Raw genomic sequence first — 23,198 nt, forward strand, 5'->3', positions numbered from 1 at the left:
TGAGCATTGTCGGCTGCCGACCAACTTAAGCCATTCCCCGCCCAGCGGTGAATGACCGCTCCTGCCGAAACCTTCCATTCCCGTTCCATTGAGCAGTCCGGCAGCATGGCGCGAGCTCTTTTGCGGTGTGGAAGGAGAGGGCGAACTTCCCAGCGGCAGACGACTCCGAGGTTCTCTGATGTCGGATGGACGGCAAAATCGCGCGTGTCGACAAACCCTAAAACTTGCATTGTTGTACATCGCAGCAAAGCGACAGGGTTTGTCGCATGGCTCTCCGAGCCGACAGATGTGATATGGCAAGGCAATCGGCATAGCCGCGAGAAACATGTGTTTGCCGTCATAGCTAAGCAGTGGGGGCGCTCCTTTTCGATCAAGCTAGATCGCATAGGCACGGAGAAACGCATCTACTGCAAAGGCAACCGATTGCTCGGTGTCGAACCATGGCTCCGCTCCGTACAACGGCGGTTCGATGATCCCCGCTTCGAGCAAACCCTTGAGGTGAGCTGCCACGAACCGATTATCAGCACCACGGATTGCCCCGCTTGTCTGCAACTGAGTGAGATAGGTCTTCACTTCAGCCCATGTGCCTCCGCAACCCGCGTCGTAGAGGCTCTTTCCCAGCTTCGAGTTTGCGCCCTCGGCAATCGCCGTCCTCATGATCGCTACCGCATCAGCAGATGTCAGCAAGGCCAGATAAGCCATCCCGAACCGGCGCAGGACGAGGGCGATATCGGGTTCAGATGCATCAAGGAGGCGCACCGCGTCTGCCGCCTGCCCCTCCATAACCTCCATCATCGCCGCGCCGAACAACTCCTCCTTGGATTTGAAATATCCATATAGCGTGCCCTTCGATCCACCGAGCCGCGCCGAGATCATCGCCATGCTTGCGCGCGCGTAACCAACCTCGCGGAATATGTCCGTCGCCGCTGCCAAAATCGCGTTACGCCGTGCGTCAGTTTTCACTCGCATTCGCATCACTCCTTTCTTGAACCACCATGTACGGTTTTAGATTGACAGGCACAAGGGCCTGCTCATAAATGACCGAACTGTATGGTTTTGGAGTTCGGTATGGAGTCGCTTGTGAAAAAGCGCGGGGGAATGGCGGTACTCACCGCCGCGCTCCTGCTGGGCGGTTGCGCAACCCTGCCACAGAAAAGCGCATTGCCTGCGCGAGCAGCCGTTGAGAGCATAGCTAGCGTGAACAGCTTTGCCGCGCCGGACGCTGCCTGGCCGTCAGATCACTGGTGGGAGGATTTTGGCGACGCTCAGCTTTCGGGGCTGATTGCGGAAGGACTGGTGGGCGCCACCGATTTGCGCGTCGCCGAGGCCCGGTTCGCCCGCGCCCAGGCGCTGGTCGGGGAGACCCGCAGCCGCCTGCTGCCCTCGCTCAATGCGAATGCTGAAGCCGGTGCGACCAAGCAGAGCTACAACTATCTCTTCCCGCGCGAATTCGCGCCCCAGGGCTGGCCCGACTATGGTGTTGCAACACTCCGGCTAGATTGGGAGCTGGATTTCTGGGGCAAGAACCGGGCAGCACTAGGCGCGGCGCGGTCAAGTGCGGCGGCTGCCGGAGCGGAGGCGGCTGCAGCGCGACTGGCCGTGTCTGCCGGAATCGCCGCCGCTTATGCGGACCTGGGATCTCTCCATGCCGAGCGCGATGCCGCTGCGCGCGCTGTCGAGGTGCGTGGGCGTACGCTCGAACTGATGGAAGGCCGCAAGGCGGAAGGGCTCGAAAACGCGGGCGCTGTCGAACGCGCCCGGTCAGCATTGGCGACCTCGCAGGGCGAATTGGCCGCGCTCGACGAAGCGCTTGTTCTGGCGCGCAATCGCATCGCAGTGCTGCTCGGCGCTGGGCCGGATCGCGGCCTTACCATCACGCGGCCTGCTCCAATCGCCCGCGAGGACTTCGGCCTGCCCGCCAATCTGCCCGCCGAACTGATCGGCCGTCGTCCTGACATCATCGCCGCACGGTTGCGCAGCGAAGCGGCCGCGAGCCGGATCAAGGAAGCGCGTGCAGCCTTCTACCCCAATATCAATCTAGCCGGACTGATCGGATTGCAGGCGCTGGGCCTGGACAATGTGTTCAAGTCCGGCTCCGAGTTCGGAACAGTCGGCCCTGCGATAAGCCTGCCGATCTTTGACGGCGGAAGCCTGCGCGGCCGCTACCGAGCCTCGGAAGCCGACTATCGCGAGGCCGTCGCACAATATGACGGTGCGCTTATACAGGCGCTGCGCGAAATCGCCGATGCCGCCGCCAGCGAACGCGCGCTTGGCCAGCGGCTCGACCGAGCCCGCGATGCCGAGCGCGCTGCAAGTGCGGCCTGGGCGGTCGCCAACAACCGCTATCGCGGCGGTCTTGCCACTTCGCTGGACGTACTCGTGGCGGAAGACGCGCTCATTTCCACCCGCCGCACCGTCGCAACGCTGCAGGCCCGCGCTTTCGCCCTCGATGTCGCGCTCGCGCGCGCGCTGGGCGGCGGTTTTCGATCCTGAAGAGGAACCCTTTCGATGAACGAACTCACCTACACCGAGGAACCGCCCGCCGGTCCGCAGAACGCGAAGCGCAAGAAGCTGTTTATCGGCCTTGGAGCGACAGTCGCCATTCTTGGAGGTGGCTATCTTGCTTATGACGTCTTGATTGCTTCACGCCATGTCGAAACCGACAATGCCTATGTCGGCGCCAATGTGGCGCAGGTCACGCCGCTGATCAGCGGACCCGTCCATGATGTGCTCGTGGACGATGCGCTGCCGGTCAAGCGCGGCGATATATTGGTCAGGCTCGACGACACCGATGCCAGACTGACGCTGGCGCGCGCAGAGGCGGAGTTGGCGACCACCGAGCGGCGGATACGCGGTCTTGTCGCGACCGACAGCGGTCTCGGTGCCCAGGTCGCGGCGCGCGCCGCAGACGAGACACGGGCAGACGCCCAGCTTGCTGTCGCCAGGGGCGATCTGTCGCGAGCAAGGATCGATCTTGATCGTCGGGAAGCGCTTGCTGCTTCCGGCTCGGTCTCCGGCGATGAATTGACGAGCGCTCGCAATGCTTACAGCACGGCGCTCGCGCGGCTCAAGGATGCTGACGCCGGGCGCGCTCAGGCGACCGCGAACCGCACCGCCGCGATCGGCAGCCGTGACGCCAATCGCGCGCTGATCGACCGGGCAGCGCCGGAGGATAATCCGGAGGTCCTTGCCGCACGCGCCGCACGCGACCAGGCGCGCGTCGATCTCGATCGTACCGTCATCCGCGCCCCGGTCGATGGTGTGGTGTCCCGCCGCCAGGTCCAGGTCGGCCAACGCGTGCAGGCCGGAGCGAGCCTGATGGTCGTGGTCCCTGTGAACGCGGTCTATGTGGATGCCAATTTCAAGGAAGGGCAGCTCAGGAAGGTGAAGCGCGGTCAGCCCGTGACGCTCACCTCCGATCTCTACGGCAGCGATGTCGAATATCGTGGCACGGTCGTGGGCTTTTCCGGCGGAACGGGATCGGCCTTCGCGGTCGTACCTGCCCAAAACGCCACCGGCAACTGGATCAAGGTGGTCCAGCGCCTCCCGGTCAGGATCAGGCTCGATCCCCGGCAGCTCACCGAACATCCGTTGCGGGTCGGGCTGTCGATGACAGCCGACATCGACGTCTCCAATTGATCGTGGACTGAGCCATGGCCGACGCTGCTGCAGAATCTGGAGTCACCGCAGTTCAACCCTTGACGGGTGGCAAGCTTATCCTTGCCGCGATTTTGATCGGCATGGGCAACTTCCTGGTCGTGCTGGATACGACCATTGCCAATGTCTCGATCCCGCATATTGCGGGCTCGCTCGGCGTATCCGTGTCGGAGGCGACCTGGGTGATCACCTCCTACGCGGTTGCGGAAGCGATAACCGTACCGCTCACCGGATGGCTTTCGCGTCGCTTTGGCGGGCAGCGGGTCTTCATAACCTCCTATCTCCTGTTCGGAATTCTCTCGCTTCTATGCGGCCTGTCCAGCACGCTTGGCATGCTGATCGGGGCGCGCGTGCTGCTGGGGTTGGCCGGCGGCACGATCATACCGCTTTCGATGACGCTGCTGCTGCGCATCTTTCCGCCCGAGAAGGCGTCGGTGGCGATGATCATCTGGGCGATGACGACCACGGTTGCCCCGATCGCGGGGCCTATTCTGGGCGGCACCATCTCCGACAATGTCGGGTGGGAGTGGATATTCTTCATCAATGTGCCGGTCGCCATGGCCGGGGGAATAGGGTTGCTCTATCTGTTCCGGGGCCAGATCGAGGAAATCGTCAAGGCAAGGATCGATGTGATCGGCCTCATCCTGATGATCATCTGGGTCGGAGCGCTGCAAATCATGCTCGACGAAGGCCGCAACCATGACTGGTTTGCCGCCAATGAGATTCGCGCGCTGGCGATCATCGCCGCGATCGGGTTCGTCGCTTTCCTGATCTGGGAACTGACCGAGAGGCATCCGATCGTGAACCTACGTGTCTTCCGTCACCGCGGGTTCGTGGCCGCTTCGCTTACCTATTCAGTAGCATTCGGCGCCTTCTTCGCGACGGTCGTGCTGATCCCGCTCTGGCTCCAGCAGAATATGGGCTACACAGCGACGTGGGCGGGCTATGCCACCGGCATCATGGGCATCCTGGCGGTCCTCAGCTCACCCGTGATCGGGCAGTTCGCCGAAAAGATGGATGCGCGGCTGATTGTTTCAGTCGGAATCCTCGGGCTTGGTCTGATATCGGTATGGCGTATGGGTTTCACGCCGGACATGACCTTCGCGCAGATGGCTTGGCCGATGCTCGCGACTGGGCCGTTCCTGATGATGTTCTTCATCCCGGTCACGGGTCTGTGCATGGCCACCGTCGACCCTGACGAGCAGGCCGATGCCGCCGGCATCTCCAACTTCATGCGCACGGTGGGAGGCGCCTTCGCGGCCTCGCTGGTGCAGACCGGGTGGGGCGGCGCAGCGCGGGAAAATCAGACCGAGCTGGCCGGTGCGATGTCGCAAGGGCAAGCCACGCTCGACGCGATGACGGCACAAGGCATGTCGCATGGAAGCGCGACAGCCATGCTGACCGGGATGGTCGAAAGTCAGAGTACGATGCTAGCGACCCTCAACATGTTCGCCGCTATCGCGATATGCTTCGCTTTCGCCGCAGCGATCATCTGGTTCGCGCCAAAGCCGAAGGGCCCGATCGACATGAGTGGCGGGCATTGAGAAAGCCCTTGGGAGTCAGATAGCGAATAATTCTGGCGGAGTGGCAAAGGCAGACCGACGAAACCGGCTGACACACCGCTTCAGACGCTAACGCTCTCATCAATCGCAAATTGCGGTCAGCGATGTGCGATAAACAGGTGTTTTCCGACAGGAACCAGGATGGTTTCTGTCGTATTGGCATATTCTTCGAAGCGGAAGGACTGCAATCGTCGGAAACGGACATTCGCGACCGGCCTTAGGAATGACGGGCAAGTCCCAGCCGCCGCGACGTAGGCCCCTCGCCGACGGCGAGGGGCCAATGGGTCAAATTTCGGTATTCTCGGCAAGGGCAAGCGCGTCTTCTACGTCAATCCCAAGATAGCGCACCGTATTCTCGATCTTGCTATGCCCGAGAAGGATCTGGACGGCGCGAAGGTTGCCGGTTGCCCTGTAGATGATCGATGCCTTCGTTCGCCGAAGTGAGTGCGTACCATAGTCGCTTCGCATCAGACCGACCCCTGTCACCCATTCATCGACGAGCCGGGCGTACTGACGGGTGCTAAGATGCCCGTTATGGTCAACCCGACTGGGAAAGACATAGTCATCGACTGTGCCGCCCCGGCGGTCGAGCCAGGCCAGCAGGCTAGCCCGAGCGTCGGGGAGCAGTTCGAACTGAACGGGTCGACCTGTTTTCTGCTGCATGACAATCGCACGCGTTCGGACCTGTCCACCGCTGACGATGTCGCCGATCTTCATCTGCACCAAATCGCAGCCCCGAAGTTTGCTGTCGATCGCCAAGTCGAACAACGCCCGATCTCGCAAGCGGCGGCGCTGATTGAGGTAAAATCGGATCTCCCATATTTGCTTTGGTTTCAGCGCGCGCTTCGCGCCGACTGTCCTCCCCGCATTCCAGACTTGGCGCTTGGTGGCAGCGGGCTCGGTTTGATGCATCTCCATGATCATTCTCCAATGGCCAGAATGGCCATCTGAAGAACGTCTTCCGGCTCAAAGAGGGAGAAATGGCGCGACGCTCCTTTCGACCAGACTCGGTCGCTCAGATCAGCCAGCACGAACGTCCGCTTCAAACAGACATTGCCTATCGGTTAGCGAGTAGCCTGCCGCTGTAAAAGTGAAGGAAGGGGTACATAGATCGACCAAGGTCGGCAGCAATCACCGCAATCCCATCCGATCCATCTTCTTCAGCAGCCCTACGCGCGATAAGCCAAGTTCGCGCGCGCTATGAGTGTGGTTGTGGCCCGTTCGCTCCAACGCTTCCACAATGCGCCTGCGCTCCAGAGCTGCAACTTCCTCTTCGAGCGTCTGCGGCTGGGGCAGCGCATTAAACGGTTCGCTTGATCCGGTGGCAAAGACCATATCCTGCACGCTGATCACAGCCCCTTCTGTCAGCGCCGCCGCGCATTCGACCGCTGCGCGCAACTCTCGCACGTTACCAGGCCAGGGCCGTTGGGCGATCCACGCCAACGCTTCGGGTGCAAATCGCGTCCGATCTGAAACGCGCCTTAGGAATATTTGCGCCAACAGCGTCTTATCCGCATTCCTATCGTCCAGGCTTGGCGTGGCGAGCACCACACCTTTCAATCGATAATAGAGGTCCTCCCGGAACGACCCTTCCGCTACGGCAGCACTCAAGTCGCGGTGGGTGGCGGCAACTATGCGCACATCGGCATGGCGCATCTCCCGAGCCCCTACTGGCTGATAGGTGCCATCGGCGAGGAAACGTAGCAGTTTGACCTGCATGGCAGGCGGCATTTCGCCGATCTCGTCGAGAAACAGCGTTCCGCCATGCGCCGTCTCGACCAGCCCTGCGCGGTCTGCATGGGCGCCCGTGAAGCTCCCCTTGAGATGCCCAAAGAGTTCGCTTTCCAACAAGTCTGCCGGAACTGCTCCGCAGTGCACCGGCACCAAGGGCCCCTTGGCCCGTGGCGAAGTGGCGTGGACAGCACGTGCGACGAGTTCCTTGCCCGAGCCACTGGGCCCCAGTACCATAACTGGCAGAACGGTGGGGCCTACCCGGCGTATCAGCGCACGTAATGCAACCATCGGCGGGGACTGCCCAATCAGGCCCATGTCCTCGCTGGCCTCATCGCGGGCGCGAAGCGCGGCCAGTTCTTGCGCCAGCTTTGCCCGTTCCACCGCCCGGGCGACGACGATCTTGAGCAGGTCGGGATCGACCGGCTTGGCGAGGAAATCCCACGCCCCCGCCTCGATCGCCTGCATCGCCAGTGCCTGATCAGCGTGACCAGTCATCACCACCACCGGCGCAGGAGTAAACGCGGAAATCAGAGCGATCCCTCCTTGCGGATCATGATGCGGCGGCATGGCAAGGTCGAGTAGCACGACACTCGGCCTGTGCTTCAAAAAGGCAGCATAGGCGGCATCACCATCGCCTACTGCGATCACCTCATGGCCTTGCGCCCGCAGCCAGTCGGCAGTCAGGCGCTGAAAGGCGGGTTCATCATCGGCCAGAAGGATCATGGGTTTTCCCCAAAAGTCAGGCGGAAACAGGTTGTCCAACCCTCGCGCTGCGCAAGGGTGGCCGCACCACCATGCGCCTCCATAATACGGCGGACGATCGCAAGGCCAAGGCCAGTGCCGCCTGGACGGCGCGAGACGAAGGGTTTGAACAGGCTATCTGCGATTTCGGGCGCAATGCCGGGGCCATCGTCGCAAATGTCGACGGAGCGGCCATGGGCAATGATCGTACAATCGCCGCCCATCGCCTTGGCATTGTCTACCAGATTGGCCAAGGCGCGGCGCAAGGCTGCGGGATCGGCATTGAGCATCAAGCCTTCGGGCACCTCCAAAGGTACGCCGAATCCGGCCAGATAAGACGCCAGTTCGATGGGGCGCGGCGCGATCGTCCAAGCCCGAGCATAATCAAGAATGTCGGTGACCAGCGCGTTCATGCGCCCCACCTGCTCCCCAATCTCGGCGCGCACCTCGGGCGGGGCGCCGGTGGCTGCCATTTGCACAATGCCCAGCGGGTTACGTAGATCATGGGCAATTGTCGCAGCCAGCGCACCCAGTTCCGCCAGCCTTGCTTCGCGTTCGGCCTCCACAATGCGGTGAGCGCTAACGAGGCGGCGGGCTGCTTCCTCGACCAGCGCGGCGATGCGGGCGGCGGTATGACGCAGGGCTGTGGGGGCATCCTCCCATCCAATCAACGTCACGGCCTCGCCCACAACCGCCAATCCCGGCCCATCTGCGCCAAGGTCTAGGTGCTGGCGCAGCATGGCGTTAGCCAGTTCGCTCAGCGCCCGCTCGTCTGCGGCCTGCGCCAAAGCATCACGCCACGGTTCCACATCTAGCCTTGCCCCGGGGAACACCAGCCTGTCGGCGAGACGCTTGAGCGGCGCCATTACCAAGAGTCCAAGAGCCATTGTGCCCGCCAAGGCCGCCCATGTTGCCACAAAGCCCTCTGGCCGCCCGGCCAGCGCAAGTGGCAAAGTGGCGATCAGCGCGGATGCACCACCCGCGCCCGCCAGGAGCAGTATCCACACCAAGCCCCGGCGTGCCCAGATGTCCGCCGCCATGAAACGATGCCGCAGCACCGCATAAACCAGCGCCACCGAATAGAGCGGCAGCGCGAGTACCGGCCAAGGATAGACCTCAATCCCTAACGCGGGGAAGGCAAACCCCGTGAGCGCGAGTAGGCCAATCCCGCTGGAAACGAATACGGCGCCTGCTTGATCGCGATGTAATCCGCTCTGCTGGTGCCATGTTTGGAACAGCCGCAGATGCCCCGCCACCGACAGTGCCGCCGCAACAGCCAACACGCCCCAGCCCACCAACGAGGGCGCAAAGGCTCCGGCAAAGCCATGCCAAGGCATGATCCGCCCCACGCCTAGCAAGATGCCTGCAAGCGCGGCCACACTGGCCACGCAATAGCTTGCCCAAGCGACCGGACGAAGCGAACCGCACAGCGCAAAGGCAAAGACGAGATGCACGAAGGCCGCCGCGGGCAACGGTGACAGCGCGATCACCGTCAGCGTGAAGGAGGCCGCCTTTGCGCCCAGCATCGCGGGCGCGGCCATGGCCAAACTCCACAGTGCAACCCCGCACAGGAATACAACCAAGGTCCACGCGCCCGGAAGGCCCCGCGCCTTTGCCGCGACAAAGCCTGCCAGCAAAGAGCTGGCCAGTGCAGTCAAGCCCAGCGCGCCAATAAAGACCATAATGCCAAGTGCTGTATCCATCGTTGACAGCATATCACTCGTTTCCGTTCACGTCGTTAACATTCAGGTGGCCGTTCGCAGTCCGGAACCTTGGTTTTCCGGCAGTCTCCGCAATTGGCATGCCAATTGCGAGGCACGTGGCACGACGCGGTCATCTCGACCGCCCTCGTGAAAGGAGCCAAGCCATGTTGATCCCGATTGCCGCCCTGCTGCTCACCTATGCTGTGACGCTGGCGCTAGCGGGGCTGGCCGCCTTTGTGTTGCGCCGCCCGCTTTCAATCCTGTTGTCTGAACTGTGCGGAACTGAAGAGCGGTCGTCATTCTGGACGGTGTGGTCGATGGTGATGATGATCGCGCTGCCGCTGCTGTTCGTCTCGATGGCGCGGATTGCCGCGCGACAATCAGGATGAGAACGCAGCGACAATCAAGGTGAGAATCGACGCTTGCTGGAATGGCGTAGGGCGTAGCCCGTAGCCGTTCCAGCAAGCGTCGAGGCCTCTCCTCATGGGGGGTCTGAGGGTCGTGGTCGGCCCGGTATGACGCGCATCGCTTCGTTTGGAGGGGATGCGGGTGCCGGGCTGCCATATCAACGATCATCAGATGAGGCTCTATATGAAGCTCAAGCAGACCAACCCGGTGTCGGTAGCTGCCGCCAAGGCCGGGATCAGCATGGCGAGCGCGTACCGGATCAACGCGGATCCATCTCTGCCCTCGCAACGCAAAAAGCCACGCGAACGGCGACGGCCCGATCCGCTGGCAGAGATTTTCGAGACCGAGATCGTGCCCTTGCTGGAGGCGGCACCTGGGCTGCGCGCGGTTGCGATCTTTGAGGAGCTCCGCAGGCGTCATCCCGATCTCGATCCGGGGGTCAGGCGGACACTGGAGCGCCGGATCCGCGCGTGGCGCGCGCGGTTTGGTCCCGATCAGGAGGTCATCTTCCGGCAGGTCCATGAGCCTGGCCGGCTTGGCTTGTCGGACTTCACCGATATGGGCGATCTGGCCGTTACGGTGGCGGGGGCGCCGCTCGACCACCGGCTTTATCACTTCCGGCTGATCTGGTCGGGCTTCGAACATGCCCATGTCATTCTGGGCGGCGAGAGCTATGTCGCGCTGGCCGAAGGACTGCAAAATGCCCTGTGGGCTGTCGGCGGCGCGCCGATCGAGCATCGCAGCGACAGCCTGTCGGCCGCGTTCCGCAATCTCGATGCCGATGCGCGGGCGGACCTGACCACGCGCTATGACGCATTGTGCGAGCATTACGGCATGGTGCCGACGCGCAACAATCGCGGCGTTGCGCACGAGAATGGTTCGATCGAAAGTTCGCACGGTCATCTTAAAGCCGCGGTGCGTGACGCGCTGCTGCTGCGGGGGGCATGCGACTTCGACGATCTGGCCACCTATCGCCAGTTCATCGACGAGATCGTTGCCCGTAAGAACCGTCGCAACGGCGCTCGCATCGACAGCGAGCGTGCGGTGTTGCAGCCGCTGCCCCATGCACGCACCAGCGATTACGAGGAAGTGATTGTGACCGTCACTTCGACCAGCAGCTTCACTCTCAGAAAGGTGTTCTACACCGTGCCCTCGCGGCTGATTGGGCACCGGTTGCGGGTTCGGCTCTATGATGACCGGCTCGACCTGTTTATCGGTGGCACCCGGCTGATGACGCTGCAGCGCGGTCGGTCTGCCGATCATGCCACGCACGCTCATGTCGTCGATTACCGGCACGTGATCCACAGCCTGCGGCGCAAACCCATGGCACTGCTGAAGCTGGTATACCGCAATCAACTGTTTCCGCGCGAGGCATACAGGCAGACCTTCGAGCGCTTGCTTGAAGCGGTGGGCGAACGCGCTGCCTGCAAGCAGGCAGTAGAACTGCTCAGCATGGCCCATGAGCGTGCCTGCGAGGCTGAACTGAACGAACTGCTGGCCGATGGCCTCGCCGCCGGTCGCCTGCCCGACATGGCGGCATTGCGGTTGCGCTTTGCACCCGACCCTGCCGCGCTGCCCGAAGTGGTTGTCGAACTGACCCCGCTTGCCGATTACGATGCTCTGTTGATGGGAGAAGCAGCATGAGCAAGAACGTAACTGCCGCCCATACCGCTGTCGATATCCAGCGCGTCAGCCTCGTACTCAATGACCTGCGGCTGCCAGCAATAAAGTTGGTCTGGGCAGACTTCGCTGCGCGCGCCGACAAGGAGGGCTGGCCCGGTGCCCGCCTGATCGCCGCCCTGGCTGAACATGAGGTCGCTGAACGCGATCGCCGTCGTATCGAGCGGCATCTGAGCGAAGCAAGGCTGCCCCCAGGCAAAACGCTCGACAGCTTCGCCTTCGACGCCGTGCCCATGATCTCTCGCGCTCAAGTCACCGCCATGTGCTCGGGCGACGCCTGGCTCGAAAAGGGCGCAAACCTGATCCTGTTCGGGCCGCCAGGCGGGGGCAAAACACACCTCGCTGCCGCAATCGGCCTCGCTCTGATTGAGAATGGCTGGCGCGTACTGTTCACGCGTACCTCCGACCTTGTCCAAAAACTCCAGGTCGCGCGGCGTGAACTCGCGCTCGAAGCCGCCTTGGCCAAGCTCGATAAATATCACCTGCTGATCCTCGACGACCTCGCATACGTCACTAAGGATCAGGCAGAGACCTCGGTCCTGTTCGAGCTAATCAGCGCCCGCTACGAGCGCCGATCGACGCTGATCACTGCAAATCAGCCGTTCGGTGAGTGGAACCGGATCTTCCCAGATCCCGCCATGACGCTTGCTGCCGTCGATCGGCTTGTCCACCACGCCACCATCTTCGAAATGAATGTCGAAAGCTATCGCCGCCGCGCCGCGCTCCAGCGACAATCGCGCGCAGGAAGGCCACCAACCTACGCGACAATTAAGTCTACTGAGGAGTTGTCGCGCAGCGACAATCAAATCAACGACTGACTATTGCCAGCGACAACTACCGCTGGCATCACGCCCGTGCCGCGACAATCAATTCTCATCCTGATTGACGCTAGCCTCTCACCCGGATTGTCGCGCTACAGCGGATTGCCACGGATCCCACCGTACTGATCCAGGGCACGGTGGCGGCTACCCTGGCGGGTATCCTGATGGCGATGGCCGGCATGGGACTGGCCGTTTGGCGCCGCGTGCCGCAGCCCAACATTAACTGAGGAGGCCGCTATGCGTGTGATGATCGTGGGCGGCGGGTTTATCGGCGGACATCTGGCCGGGCGACTGCGCGCTGAAGACTGCGCGGTAAAGATCGCCGGGAGGCACGGACATGATATCGCCTGCGATCTGACCCGTGAGGACGCCTCCATATGGGCCGAGCGCCTGCAGGGCTATGACGCCGTGGTAAACTGCGCAGGCGCGCTGGCTGCAGGGGCCGATTACGACGGTTTGCACTCGCGCGGTGCGATGGCCTTGTTCGATGGCGCCGCGCAGGCCGGAGTGGATCGCGTGATTCAGATCTCCGCCCTGGGCGCTAAGGATGGCACTACCGCTTACCATTCCAGCAAGCGCGCTGCAGACGAACATCTGACCACATTGGGCTTGGGCTGGGCGATTGTGCGCCCCTCCCTGGTGGTTGGGCGCGGCGGGGGCAGCACGACGCTGTTCAGCGCTTTAGCAGTCTTGCCGGTGTTGCCTGATATCGGCGGCGGCCCGGTCGCTCCCATTGCCATCGACGATCTTGTGGAAGCGGTATGGCGCTTGCTGCAGCGCCCCTTGCCCATGGCTGTGGTGGTGGATGCAGTCGGGCCCGAAAAGATGCGGATCGTGGACCTGATCAGCATTTTGCGACGCTGGCAGGGGCTTGGCCCAGCGCGCAGCCTGCAGGTTCCGCGCTGGATACTTCGCGCGGTCGCCAGACTCGGTATTGGGCCGATGACCCTCGAGAGCTTGGCCATGCTGGAGGCGGGCAATTCAGCGCCGGTCGAGCCTTTCGTAGTCACACTTGGTTTCACTCCGCAGCCTGTCGCGCAAGTTTTGGCCCGCCACCCAGCAACCCAGAGCGATACGCTGGCGGCCCGCCTGTTGCCACTTGCGCCCGCTTTGCGGGGCTTGCTAGCGGCAGTGTGGCTGGCTGGCGGGTTAGTACCACTGTTGCTCACCCCCATGACCCAGAACATCCAATTGCTCGCTCGCCTTGGGCTGGAAGGCACTGGGGCAGTGGGCACCGTCTGGGCCGGATCGCTGGCTGATATCGCAATAGGCTTGGCGCTGCTCCTGCACTGGCGCGGGGCCGCCCTGGCTGGTGTGGTGCTGATGAGCGTCTACAGCCTGATCCTCTTCGCCATTGCGCCCGAACTCTTGGCCGATCCCTTTGGCGCCTTGGTCAAAAATCTCGCGGTTCTCGGCCTGTCTTTGGCCGTCCATGCGATGGAGAAGCCCAATGCATGATTATCTGCTCCTCAAGACAGTCCATATCCTTAGCTCCACCCTGTTGTTCGGCACAGGGCTTGGCACCGCGTTCCATGGCTGGATGGCCAATCGCTCGGGCGTGCTGGCAGCTCGCCGGGTGGTCAATCGCAACGTGGAACTGGCCGATTGGCTGTTCACCACACCCGCGGTAATCGTGCAGCCAGTAACGGGGGTTTGGTTGGCGAATCTGGCCGGTTACCCACTAACAACGCCGTGGTTGATGGCTTCCATTGTGCTCTACATCGTTGTGGGAGCCTGCTGGCTGCCGGTGGTGGCGATCCAGATCCGGATGCGCCGCATCGCCGAGGCTACCCCTGACGGCGCAGAACTGCCCAGACACTATCACTGCCTCGCGCGCTGGTGGTTCGCACTTGGATGGCCGGCGTTTATCGGAGTCATCATCATTTTCTGGCTAATGGTTGCCAAACCGGAGCTTGCATTGTGACCGAACCGCTATTCCGCCGTCTGCTGGGAGACGCCATCGAAGACCTGCCGTCAGTGCTGCGCCGTGCCCACGATTCCAATGACTGCCAGAGGTGGGTTGGAAAGGCGCAAGTTGTGGCTAGCCGCAATCCGATCGCCCGCGCTCTGTGCTGGATGATGGGCTTGCCAAAGGCTGGAAACGATATCCCTGTAACCGTGGTGTTAGAGCGACATGGGGAGGCCGAAGTCTGGCGTCGCGACTTCGCGGGCCGAACCTATCATAGCGGGTTTGTCGCGCGCGACGGCCTAATTGTGGAGAAGATGGGGCCTGCCACCAACCGGTTTCGGGTGTGCGTGAAAGACGGAAGGCTGCACCTCGATTTGGTGGCCTTCCGGTTTTTTGGGCTGCCGTTTCCGTCATGGATCAGTCCGCGGTGTCCCGCCACCGAAAGTGAAGTGGATGGGCGCTATCGTTTTGACGTGCCTATTTTCCTGCCCTTTCTGGGTTTTGCCATCCGTTACACCGGCTTGATGGAGGAGCTTCATGATTGACCAGGGGCCCATCATTCTGTTCGACGCCCAATGCGTGCTGTGCTCTGCCAATGCACAGTTTATCCTGAAGCATGATCGGCTAACCCGCTATCGCTTGGCTTCGATGCAAGGGGCGGTCGGCGCGGCGCTCTTTCGGCAGCACGGCATAGATCCGGCAAATCCGGATACGATCCTGCTGATCGAGGGAGACCGGGTACTACGTGACAGCGAGGCCGTGATCGCTATTTATACAGGGCTTGGCTGGCCCTGGTGCATTGCCGGCCTAGGTCTGCTCGCGCCGAGAGCCCTGCGCGATCCTGTCTACCACTGGATCGCTCGGAATCGCTACAGACTGTTCGGCAAGCGCGAGACTTGCTGGGTGCCTACTGCCGAGTTTGCCGAAAGGGTCTTGTGATGAATAGGCCTAATCTGCTCCGCGGTCGTGTCATCGGTGGGATCACCCTTGCCTTGGTCATCGCGCTCAGCGCTTATATCCTCATCAATGCTAGCAAGGCCAACAGCGTCGCCTTTGCCAGCCTTTGGTTTCTCGCCGTTCTGCCGGCCTATCTCTGCGCGCTCATTTGCTATGTGGGTGACCCGGCGGGTGACAAACCTTCGTCGTTTTACTGGTATGTGCCGCCGCTATTCGGGGCGCTTGTGGTTGTAGGCTCGGTAGTGTTTCTGCACGAAGGGGTCATTTGCATCATCATGCTCGCCCCGATCTGGCTGTGCTCTGGCTATGCCGGCGCCTTCATCTTGCGGCGCGTGCGGAAGGGGCGGACCGATGCCGCAAGGTTCCACGCCTCGTTGCTTTTCCTACCGCTGATGTGCGGCAGCTTGGAAAGTCAGATTCCGATCCCGGAAAAGCAGGTGACGTTAACGCGCTCCATCGTCATCCACGCCACACCGGCTCAAATCTGGCCCTACGCGGTGGCCAATGCGCATATCAGCCCGGATGAAGGCCAATGGAATATCGCGCAGAGTATTGTTGGTATACCTCGACCACGCGCTACCACTATCAGCGGGCACGGTGTCGGCGTTGTGCGCAAAGCCTACTGGGGCGATCACATCAATTTCGAGGAAAGGATCACCCAATGGCAACCGGGCCAACGGCTTGGCTGGGCCTTTGCCTTTAGCAACAGCTCACTTCAGGATTACACCGACACACATATCTCGCCCGACGGGCAGTTTCTCAAGATTGACACTGGCGACTACACGCTGACACCGTTGAATGACGGCACAACCAAGCTCACCCTGCGGACCAATTACATCGCCAAGACGCACGTCAATCTTTATGCGCAAATGTGGGGCGAGATCCTGCTGGGCGATATCGAAAGCAACATTCTGACAATCATCAAGCAGCGTGCCGAAGCGACAAAGGCTGGGCTTTAATCCTTCGGCTTCCGTTCGTTGAATCGATCAACATATGACCGGCTTCAACAGGAAGTCTTCGGGCCCGTCGAACCGTCGCTGTTTGGTGGCGGCACATGACCATAGCGACGGGACCCGGTGTCCGCTTTCCTAAGCTCCTTGTTTTGCAACCAGCCCACCCGTTTGCAACCTTTGCAGTGTCCTTCAAGGCTGCCTCAAAGCTGACCTTCTCCTTTGGCCCTTGCCCAGCCAGGAGCTGCCTTTCAGTAACCGGCCCAATTCCGGTGGTAAGTCCTGCCCGGTGGAGCGTTCGCTGAATGTCGAGTTTTGGCGATGAACCTGCCGTAGGACGGGGGACGCGTGAATGGCCAGTTTGTCCCAGACTCTGTCCTTCCAGCGAGCCGAAAACCGACTCAGTTCACGATAGCCTTTGGGAAAGTTTGCGGCGGCGGAACGACTGATCTGGGGTGAAATGCTGGCAGCCCTTCAACTATCCAGCAACCGTTTCTCGTAGACTGTGCCAATTTCGCTTCCATCCCACACATAGCAAAGGTGCCGCTCCTGTCGGCAATTTGCCAACAGTCTAGGCCGAAACACAGCGGCACATTCGCCGTCAGGATCGCGGACACTCTCATAGACAATCCCGTCCGAACCTGCATCGCGCATGGTCCGAGCGGTTTCCTGCGACACGGCATAGCTGCTCGGATGGTACAGAGCTGACAACGCCTCTCGCTGCCCGCGGATGTCGTGAAGGCTCGCGTCGAGATCGACGGCATAAACCCGCATGTCGAGTTCCTGCGCCGGTTCGTCGGTGGCCTTTAGGAAGTGCGTGCGGTGATGTCGGGTCTCGGCGATGGCGGTTGCCAGTGTAAGTCCGGCATAGAAGACGCCGTAGCTACCGTCGGTGAAGCGGTCGCCGACCGGGTTGAGGTGGGTGAACGCCGCCATGATCGGCGAGGATCCGGGGCCTGACACGCGGTCTTCAGGCGGCACGAGCGACAGCTCGCCTGCTTCGTCGCGCAGGCGGTCATTGGTCATCGCCTCGATGGCATAGACCGCTTCGAGATCGGCAGGATCGGCAATCGCCTCGAACAGCGAGATCGGGGGAAATCTGCTGGGGATGATGCGGTAGCAGGGCGTCCAGCGAACTTCAGACGTGGGAATGTCCACGGGTCAGCCGCGCTGCCCGTCAACATACTGACGCACAACATAGAGATCGGCGACATTGCCTGACATCATCCGTTCGAGCGCCGAGGCGCCGCCGAAAACCTGCGCCTTGTTGGGTTTGCGCACCCACTCATCGGCCGTCTTGGGCAACAGGATCTGCAGGCCTTTGTAGATGCCCATGACATAGGAAATCCGCTCCAGCGCATCCTTGGGCAGCGCCGCGACCACGCCGCGCTTCCAGGATTGGAAGGTCGAGCGGCTCTCCAGACCGAGCAAGCGCATCTGCTCCTGCTCTTTCAGGCCCCAGGCATCGGCAATGCGGAAGAACGTGCGCAGGGCTGGCCCCGTCAGATCCTTGCGATCAAGTCCCTTTACAGGCGCTTTGGCTGCAGTTTGGATACCCATGGCGGCATGTCCTTTCATGGCTTCATATGCTTATATTCTGTACAAAAGTCAATATGAGAGCTGATATTGCACATTTCAGTCTGTGTAATGCGGCGAGGAGCCCCCGCTGTTGCCCGTCGAATGTCCAAGGTGACAACGCCTCTCGATCAGCCAATTGCTGCGTGCGAGGGATGATTGCTGCTGCACTCCATGCAGTGATCCGGTGGGGAGGAAGCCTCCGACTTTTGGTCGATGAAAACGGAGATTGCCGAGTGACATTCGTTTTCAGGCGGAGCGAAAACCACCCCTCCTTGTCGCCTGTCTGCGGGTCTCGTCACGCCTAATACCGTCAACCCCGTGCGGGGTTCGCCCTTCGCTGACGCTGCGGTGACGGCGGCTTCCGGCCCCTTCTTTTGGCGCCATCGGGGATGGTCCCCGACCACCTTTAGGAGAAACGACATGGCTACCATCGCAAATCTCACCGTGAAGTCTGACGACAGCTTCGAAGGCAACCTCGCCACGCTGACCGTGTCGGCACCGATCGCCATCATCCCCAACAACCGCAAGACCAAGGACAGCGAACCCGACTACCGCATCGTCAGTCGCAAGAACGGCTTCGAACTGGGCGCAGGCTGGAAGCGCTTCTCGCAGAACACCGGCGCCGAATATGTCTCGGTCTCGCTCTCAGCTCCTGAATTCGGCACCATCTATGGAAACATCGCCAACGCGCCAGGCGATGATCCTTCGAAGAAGGTCATCATCTGGAACCCGCCGAGCTAAGGCGTAATTGGCGGCCCCACCTCCGGGTGGGGCCGCTCCTGCCTGGGCGTAATTCGTCCCGTGAGAGGTCGTTGATCGAGAGCGCAGTTAAGCCTTGGCTGACACCAGCCAGGCCTTGCCCTGCATCATCACCCCTTGGTTCGGCACGTGGTGCTTTGCGAACAATTCCAGCAATTCACCCTCCGCCGCAGCTCGGACATCTGTTCCTTGCTCGTCCAGCGCTTTGCCGACGGCCATGGAGGACAACACGAAACTTACCGCTTCCTGCGCCGTTGCTCCAACGCCGCCAACCGGTTGCTGCCCTGTATAGGCCATGATGTCGGGACTCGAAAAACCACCGGCCGCAAGCACCTCGTTCAGATACTCCAGATCCTCGAATGCGAAGGGTCCTGGAGCGCGCGGTACAGCAGGTGGAATATCAACATGTCTGCGGACAACGCCCATCATTTCCATCATCCACAAATTGTCGCGCGGCGGAGCCCAAACTGCGAGATCGATACGCGCACCGGGCCGCAAAAGGCTGCGCAGGTTTGCAAAAGCCTGATGCGGCTCAGCAAAGAACATGCTGCCGAAGCGCGAAAAGAGACGATCGAATGGCGCATCCGGCAGTTGTACATTGCTGGCATCCGCACAGATGAAGCGGATATTGCCAACACCGGCGTCGCTCGCCCGCTTTGTCGACGCCGCAGTGAGGTCAGGCGAAATATCAATACCCAACACCTCACCCCCGGGAGCCACCGCATTGGCAATGGCAATGGTTGTGCCCCCACCGCCGCAGCCAATATCCAGCACACGCTCAACAGGCTGAAAATCAGCGCGGGCTAGTAGAGCTGCACCTATGGGTGCGATCATCCCTTCAAACCGCGCAAGATTGGCTAGCCACTTGGTGCCCATTTCCCCGGCCCAATCTTCGCCCTTGATCGTGCTGGTTTTATCACCCGACTGTTTCGTCATGCCGCTTCCCTCTCACAAGATTACAGAACCATAGGCCAGAATTCGCCATAAAAGGTAGTGACTAATTACTCACAAAAGCGCAAGGTGGTCAGATGCCCCGCACCAAACTCTCCGCCGATGCACGCCGTGCCGCCACTGTTGAAACGGTGATTGGCTTGGCAGCAGCCACCAATCCGGCGGACATTACGACTGCGCAGATTGCAGCGCAGATGGACGTGACGCAGGGCGCACTTTTCCGCCATTTTGCCGACAAGCAAGCGATCTGGGCTGCAGTGATGGACTGGACTGCCACCACGCTGCTCGCGCGCTTTGATGCCGTTACAGGGGTGACGCCAATTGAACGGCTGCGTGCCATGTTTGCCACGCATATCGATTTCGTCGTGACCCACCCCGGCGTGCCCCGAATATTGTTTGGCGAATTGCAGCGGGATGGCGACGCGCTGGGCAAGATGAGCGTGCGCGCACTGATGGCCGCGTATCGCGAACGTGTGACGAACCTGCTGACTGAAGCAAAAGCGCAATCGCTTATCGCCGAGACGGTCGACATCCCCGCTGCGGCCACAATGTTCCTTGGCATGGTGCAAGGGCTGGCCATGCAAGCAATGGCAGCCAGTGATTTCACCACGATGCCCGCCGTTTCGGGGAGGCTATTCGACCTCTTTTGTGATGGACTGGGAGTGGCCAAATGACTTTGCCATTCACCATGAGCCGCCGCGGCTGGACATTGCTGGCCGTGTTAGCGCCACTTCTGCTGCTCTTTGCCTGGGTGGCATTCCGCTCTGGCCCGCTTGCCCCGGTCAATGTGACGATCGCGCAAGTAGAGGAGCGCAGCATTGCCCCGGCCATGTTCGGCATCGGCACCGTCGAGGCGCGCTACACCCAGAAAGTTGGGCCAACCGCTGCGGGCCGGGTGACAATGGTCGCCGTGGATGTGGGCGACATAGTAGTCGCAGGGCAATTGCTGGCACAAATCGATCCAATCGACCTCGACCAGCGCATCGATGCAGCGGCTGGCGGGACTGCGCGGTCAGCCGCGCTGGAACAGGCCGCAGTAGCTCAGATTGCGGATGCGAACGCCCGGGTCGTTCTCGCCCGATCCGTGGCCGCACGGACGGAAGAGCTGAAACGGGGTGGCTGGGTCACCGATGCGATGGTTGATCAACGCCGTCAGGAACTGGCTGCTGCGCAGGCAGGACTTGCGGCGGCGCAGGCCAATCGCAGTGCTGCCACAATGGATCGGGGACGTCTGGGCGCTGAACGATCGGCGTTGGTGGAGCAACGTGCCAACCTGCGCCTTGTCGCACCGCACGCTGGGCTGGTGGTGCGCAGAGCTGTGGAACCCGGCACAACCGTAGTGGCCGGTCAGGCTGTGATTGAGATTATCGATCCATCGCAATTGTGGATCAACGTACGCTTCGACCAGACCCAATCGGCTGGTCTGGCAGCGGGCCAGCAGGTGCGGATTGCTTTGCGATCGAGGCCGGATGCTCCCCTTTCCGGCGTAATCGAACGCGTTGAACCGATGGCAGATGCGTTGACGGAGGAAGTGCTGGCCAAGGCACGGTTCACTATAACCGGCGGATTGCCCGCAATCGGTGAATTGGCCGAGGTAACCGTGGCCCTGCCGGCACAGGCACGATCACTGGCCATACCTAATGCAGCTGTACACCGGATTGATGGGCAGGTTGGCGTTTGGGTGGTCCGTGACGGCGATCTTGTCTTCGCGCCCGTCAGGCTGGGCGCTCAGAATCTGGAAGGCTGGGTGCAGGTGCTGCATGGCCTCACCCGGGGCGAGGACATAGTAATTCACAGCGCGCGGGCGCTATCGGCTAGCAGCCGATTCAGCATTGTCGACGCACTGCCATGATCAGCCTAGCGGGGCGCGATATCCTGCATGGCTGGGGCAAATTCGTTCTTACCGGTGTAGGACTGGGTTTGTTGATCGGTGTCACCTTGTCGATGGCGGGCGTCTATCGCGGCATGGTCGATGATGCGCAGGCCTTGCTGGACAATAGCCGAGCCGACCTGTGGGTCGTGCAGAAGGACACGCTCGGTCCCTATGCCGAACCGTCCAGCCTGACCGAAGACAGCGAACGCCCGATCCAGGCGATGCGCGGTGTCGCCCAAGCCGCGGGCGTAACTTACCTCACCATGCAGATTGCGCACGGTGACAAGGATGTGCGGGTAATGGTCGTCGGGGCGGAAATGGGCGAGCCGGGACTGCCCGGCCAACCCACCCATTTGATCTCCGGACGCCAGATCGTGCGTGGCCACTATGAAGCTGTGGCCGATGTGAAGACCGGCTTCGCAATTGGGGATCGCGTCAAAGTGCGCCGCAACTTCTACACCATCGTCGGGTTGACCAGCCGGATGGTGTCATCGGGCGGCGACCCGATGTTGTTCCTGTCGCTAAAGGATGCCCAGGCCGCCCAGTTCCAGAAGGACAGCGACGCCATTGTCCGTCAGAGGGCGCGCACGGCTGCCAATCCCCAACTGAACCCGCCGGGCAATCCGGCGGTTGCGCAAGCTGTAAACGCCGTTCAGTCGGGCAATAGCAACGTCAATGCCATTCTGGTCACCATCACACCGGATGCCGATCCCGATGAAGTCGCCGCCGCAATCCGCCGTTGGCAACGCCTCACGGTCTATACGCGCGCCCAAATGGAAGAGATCCTTGTCCAGAAACTGATTGCCAACTCGGCCCGGCAGATCGCAATGTTTCTGGTCATCCTTTCGATCGTGAGCGCAGCCATCGTGGCGTTCATCATCTATACCATGACAATCGGAAAAATCCGCGAAATTGCCGTGCTGAAACTGATCGGCACGCGCAATCGAACGATCTCGTGGATGATCTTGCAACAGGCGCTGGGGTTGGGACTGATTGGATTCATCGTCGGCAAAATTGCCGCCAGCCTGTGGGCGCCCTTCTTCCCTAAATATGTTCTGCTGCTGCCATCGGATTCGATCCTGGGCTTCGTGGCGGTGATGCTGATCTGCACAGTGGCCAGCTTTCTGGCCATCCAGGCTGCGATCAAGGTGGATCCGGCGGAGGCGATCGGTGGCTGAGGGCATCATCCTTGAGAATGTCGTCAAGACCTACGGCAGCGGCGACACGGCAGTTCATGCCCTGCGCGGCGTCGACATGGCCGTGGCAAAGGGCGAAGTGATCGGACTGATCGGGCCATCAGGCTCTGGCAAAAGTACATTGCTAAAATGCCTTGGCGCAGTGATCGAACCGACGTCAGGCAAGATGACGATTGGTGACCAGTGCATTTATGACAATGGCTGGAAGGTCCGCGATCTGCGCGCGCTGCGCCGCGATATGATCGGCTTCATTTTTCAGGCACCCTATTTGATCCCTTTCCTTGATGTGACCGACAATGTCGCGTTGCTGCCGATGCTGGCCGGAAAGCCAAATGCAGAGGCACGAAAGATGGCCCGAGATTTGCTCGACGCTTTGGATGTCGGTCACCGCGCCGCCGCCATGCCCTCACAGCTTTCGGGGGGGGAGCAGCAGCGTGTGGCGATTGCCCGGGCATTGATCAATCGTCCGCCGGTCATCCTTGCCGATGAACCCACTGCGCCGCTGGATGGCCAGCGTGCTCTTGCTGTTGTGGGGCTTCTCAACGACATGGCCCGGCAGTTCGATACCGCGATCATCATCGTCACTCATGATGAAAAGATCATCCCGACCTTCAAGCGGCTCTATAATATTCGAGACGGCCATACGGTTGAGGAAACACCGGGTCATCATGAGCCAGAAGCATCGTTCGGAATATGACCTCCGTGACAACCTTCAAGAC

General features: G+C 61.2%; 23 protein-coding genes. 16 read left to right on the forward strand and 7 right to left on the reverse strand.

Features of this window, described 5'->3' with window-relative positions; all coding sequences use genetic code 11:
* Nucleotides 1-375: 375 nt before the first annotated feature.
* The gene (locus tag EBBID32_RS21025; RefSeq protein WP_051586988.1) at nucleotides 376-975 is read right to left on the reverse strand and encodes a TetR/AcrR family transcriptional regulator; all 600 of its coding nucleotides are present in this window, start codon (nucleotides 973-975) and stop codon (nucleotides 376-378) included.
* Nucleotides 976-1,068: 93 nt separating this feature from the next.
* On the opposite strand from EBBID32_RS21025, the gene EBBID32_RS21030 reads away from it, so the two are divergent.
* The 3 genes from EBBID32_RS21030 to EBBID32_RS21040 are packed head-to-tail and all read left to right on the forward strand — an operon-like array spanning nucleotide 1,069 to nucleotide 5,201.
* Nucleotides 1,069-2,493, forward strand: coding sequence for an efflux transporter outer membrane subunit (locus EBBID32_RS21030; protein ID WP_051093401.1), 1,425 nt, complete (start codon nucleotides 1,069-1,071; stop codon nucleotides 2,491-2,493).
* 15 nt (nucleotides 2,494-2,508) lie between these two features.
* Nucleotides 2,509-3,639, forward strand: a complete 1,131-nt coding sequence (locus tag EBBID32_RS21035; RefSeq protein WP_006966679.1) for an HlyD family secretion protein — start codon at nucleotides 2,509-2,511, stop codon at nucleotides 3,637-3,639.
* Between the two features lie 14 nt (nucleotides 3,640-3,653).
* Nucleotides 3,654-5,201 (forward strand): DHA2 family efflux MFS transporter permease subunit, encoded by a 1,548-nt coding sequence (locus EBBID32_RS21040; RefSeq protein WP_006966681.1) that lies wholly within the window; start codon nucleotides 3,654-3,656, stop codon nucleotides 5,199-5,201.
* A 303-nt stretch (nucleotides 5,202-5,504) separates the two neighbouring features.
* Here the strand turns inward: EBBID32_RS21040 and EBBID32_RS21045 are convergent, their stop codons facing one another.
* The 3 genes from EBBID32_RS21045 to EBBID32_RS21055 all read right to left on the reverse strand — a co-directional run bounded on the left by EBBID32_RS21045 (nucleotide 5,505) and on the right by EBBID32_RS21055 (nucleotide 9,397).
* Nucleotides 5,505-6,143, reverse strand: coding sequence for a tyrosine-type recombinase/integrase (locus EBBID32_RS21045; RefSeq protein WP_440590972.1), 639 nt, complete (start codon nucleotides 6,141-6,143; stop codon nucleotides 5,505-5,507).
* 207 nt (nucleotides 6,144-6,350) lie between these two features.
* Entirely contained in the window at nucleotides 6,351-7,676 is a 1,326-nt protein-coding gene (locus EBBID32_RS21050) for a sigma-54-dependent transcriptional regulator (protein WP_006966689.1), read from the reverse strand.
* Nucleotides 7,673-9,397: a sensor histidine kinase gene (locus EBBID32_RS21055; RefSeq protein ID WP_231382272.1), complete on the reverse strand. Its 1,725-nt coding sequence runs from the start codon at nucleotides 9,395-9,397 to the stop codon at nucleotides 7,673-7,675. The genes EBBID32_RS21050 and EBBID32_RS21055 overlap by 4 nt, the downstream gene beginning before the upstream one ends.
* A gap of 164 nt (nucleotides 9,398-9,561) precedes the next feature.
* On the opposite strand from EBBID32_RS21055, the gene EBBID32_RS21060 reads away from it, so the two are divergent.
* The 8 genes from EBBID32_RS21060 (at nucleotide 9,562) to EBBID32_RS21095 (ending at nucleotide 16,131) form a co-directional block, all read left to right on the forward strand.
* Nucleotides 9,562-9,786, forward strand: coding sequence for a hypothetical protein (locus tag EBBID32_RS21060; RefSeq protein ID WP_006966693.1), 225 nt, complete (start codon nucleotides 9,562-9,564; stop codon nucleotides 9,784-9,786).
* A gap of 160 nt (nucleotides 9,787-9,946) precedes the next feature.
* Entirely contained in the window at nucleotides 9,947-11,449 is a 1,503-nt protein-coding gene (gene istA, locus EBBID32_RS21065) for an IS21 family transposase (protein WP_440590973.1), read from the forward strand.
* Complete coding sequence (gene istB / locus EBBID32_RS21070; protein ID WP_006966696.1) at nucleotides 11,446-12,303, forward strand: IS21-like element helper ATPase IstB; 858 nt, start codon at nucleotides 11,446-11,448, stop codon at nucleotides 12,301-12,303. Before istA ends, istB begins: the two co-directional genes overlap by 4 nt.
* Nucleotides 12,304-12,543: 240 nt before the next feature.
* A complete protein-coding gene (locus EBBID32_RS21075) occupies nucleotides 12,544-13,764 on the forward strand; it encodes an SDR family oxidoreductase (RefSeq protein ID WP_006966698.1) in 1,221 nt (406 codons plus the stop codon).
* Nucleotides 13,757-14,230 carry a DUF2269 family protein gene (locus EBBID32_RS21080; protein WP_006966700.1) on the forward strand — a complete coding sequence of 158 codons (474 nt, stop codon included), beginning with the start codon at nucleotides 13,757-13,759 and terminating at the stop codon, nucleotides 14,228-14,230. The genes EBBID32_RS21075 and EBBID32_RS21080 overlap by 8 nt, the downstream gene beginning before the upstream one ends.
* A complete protein-coding gene (locus EBBID32_RS21085) occupies nucleotides 14,227-14,760 on the forward strand; it encodes a DUF4166 domain-containing protein (RefSeq protein ID WP_231382273.1) in 534 nt (177 codons plus the stop codon). The genes EBBID32_RS21080 and EBBID32_RS21085 overlap by 4 nt, the downstream gene beginning before the upstream one ends.
* On the forward strand, nucleotides 14,753-15,154 hold the full coding sequence (locus tag EBBID32_RS21090) for a thiol-disulfide oxidoreductase DCC family protein (protein WP_006966705.1): 402 nt from the start codon (nucleotides 14,753-14,755) through the stop codon (nucleotides 15,152-15,154). Before EBBID32_RS21085 ends, EBBID32_RS21090 begins: the two co-directional genes overlap by 8 nt.
* A 53-nt stretch (nucleotides 15,155-15,207) precedes the next feature.
* Complete coding sequence (locus EBBID32_RS21095; protein WP_006966707.1) at nucleotides 15,208-16,131, forward strand: hypothetical protein; 924 nt, start codon at nucleotides 15,208-15,210, stop codon at nucleotides 16,129-16,131.
* 465 nt (nucleotides 16,132-16,596) lie between these two features.
* On the opposite strand, the gene EBBID32_RS21100 is transcribed toward EBBID32_RS21095, so the two are convergent.
* Nucleotides 16,597-17,280 (reverse strand): RES family NAD+ phosphorylase, encoded by a 684-nt coding sequence (locus EBBID32_RS21100; RefSeq protein WP_006966709.1) that lies wholly within the window; start codon nucleotides 17,278-17,280, stop codon nucleotides 16,597-16,599.
* Between the two features lie 3 nt (nucleotides 17,281-17,283).
* Nucleotides 17,284-17,682 (reverse strand): antitoxin Xre-like helix-turn-helix domain-containing protein, encoded by a 399-nt coding sequence (locus EBBID32_RS21105; protein ID WP_196805715.1) that lies wholly within the window; start codon nucleotides 17,680-17,682, stop codon nucleotides 17,284-17,286.
* 438 nt (nucleotides 17,683-18,120) lie between these two features.
* On the opposite strand from EBBID32_RS21105, the gene EBBID32_RS21110 reads away from it, so the two are divergent.
* Nucleotides 18,121-18,441, forward strand: a complete 321-nt coding sequence (locus tag EBBID32_RS21110) for a DUF736 domain-containing protein (protein WP_006966713.1) — start codon at nucleotides 18,121-18,123, stop codon at nucleotides 18,439-18,441.
* An 87-nt stretch (nucleotides 18,442-18,528) separates the two neighbouring features.
* Here EBBID32_RS21110 and EBBID32_RS21115 read toward each other — a convergent pair whose 3' ends face one another.
* Nucleotides 18,529-19,395, reverse strand: coding sequence for a class I SAM-dependent methyltransferase (locus tag EBBID32_RS21115; protein ID WP_006966715.1), 867 nt, complete (start codon nucleotides 19,393-19,395; stop codon nucleotides 18,529-18,531).
* 92 nt (nucleotides 19,396-19,487) lie between these two features.
* Here EBBID32_RS21115 and EBBID32_RS21120 point away from each other — a divergent pair, with 92 nt between their 5' ends.
* The 4 genes from EBBID32_RS21120 to EBBID32_RS21135 are packed head-to-tail and all read left to right on the forward strand — an operon-like array spanning nucleotide 19,488 to nucleotide 23,176.
* Nucleotides 19,488-20,084, forward strand: a complete 597-nt coding sequence (locus tag EBBID32_RS21120) for a TetR/AcrR family transcriptional regulator (protein WP_006966717.1) — start codon at nucleotides 19,488-19,490, stop codon at nucleotides 20,082-20,084.
* The gene (locus EBBID32_RS21125) at nucleotides 20,081-21,262 is read left to right on the forward strand and encodes an efflux RND transporter periplasmic adaptor subunit (protein ID WP_006966718.1); all 1,182 of its coding nucleotides are present in this window, start codon (nucleotides 20,081-20,083) and stop codon (nucleotides 21,260-21,262) included. The genes EBBID32_RS21120 and EBBID32_RS21125 overlap by 4 nt, the downstream gene beginning before the upstream one ends.
* Nucleotides 21,259-22,461 carry an ABC transporter permease gene (locus EBBID32_RS21130; RefSeq protein ID WP_006966720.1) on the forward strand — a complete coding sequence of 401 codons (1,203 nt, stop codon included), beginning with the start codon at nucleotides 21,259-21,261 and terminating at the stop codon, nucleotides 22,459-22,461. Before EBBID32_RS21125 ends, EBBID32_RS21130 begins: the two co-directional genes overlap by 4 nt.
* Nucleotides 22,454-23,176: an ABC transporter ATP-binding protein gene (locus EBBID32_RS21135; RefSeq protein ID WP_006966722.1), complete on the forward strand. Its 723-nt coding sequence runs from the start codon at nucleotides 22,454-22,456 to the stop codon at nucleotides 23,174-23,176. Before EBBID32_RS21130 ends, EBBID32_RS21135 begins: the two co-directional genes overlap by 8 nt.
* The last annotated feature ends 22 nt before the right edge of the window (nucleotides 23,177-23,198 follow it).

Source organism: Sphingobium indicum BiD32 (genome assembly GCF_000382885.1).
Classification (GTDB): Bacteria; Pseudomonadota; Alphaproteobacteria; order Sphingomonadales; family Sphingomonadaceae; genus Sphingobium; species Sphingobium japonicum_C.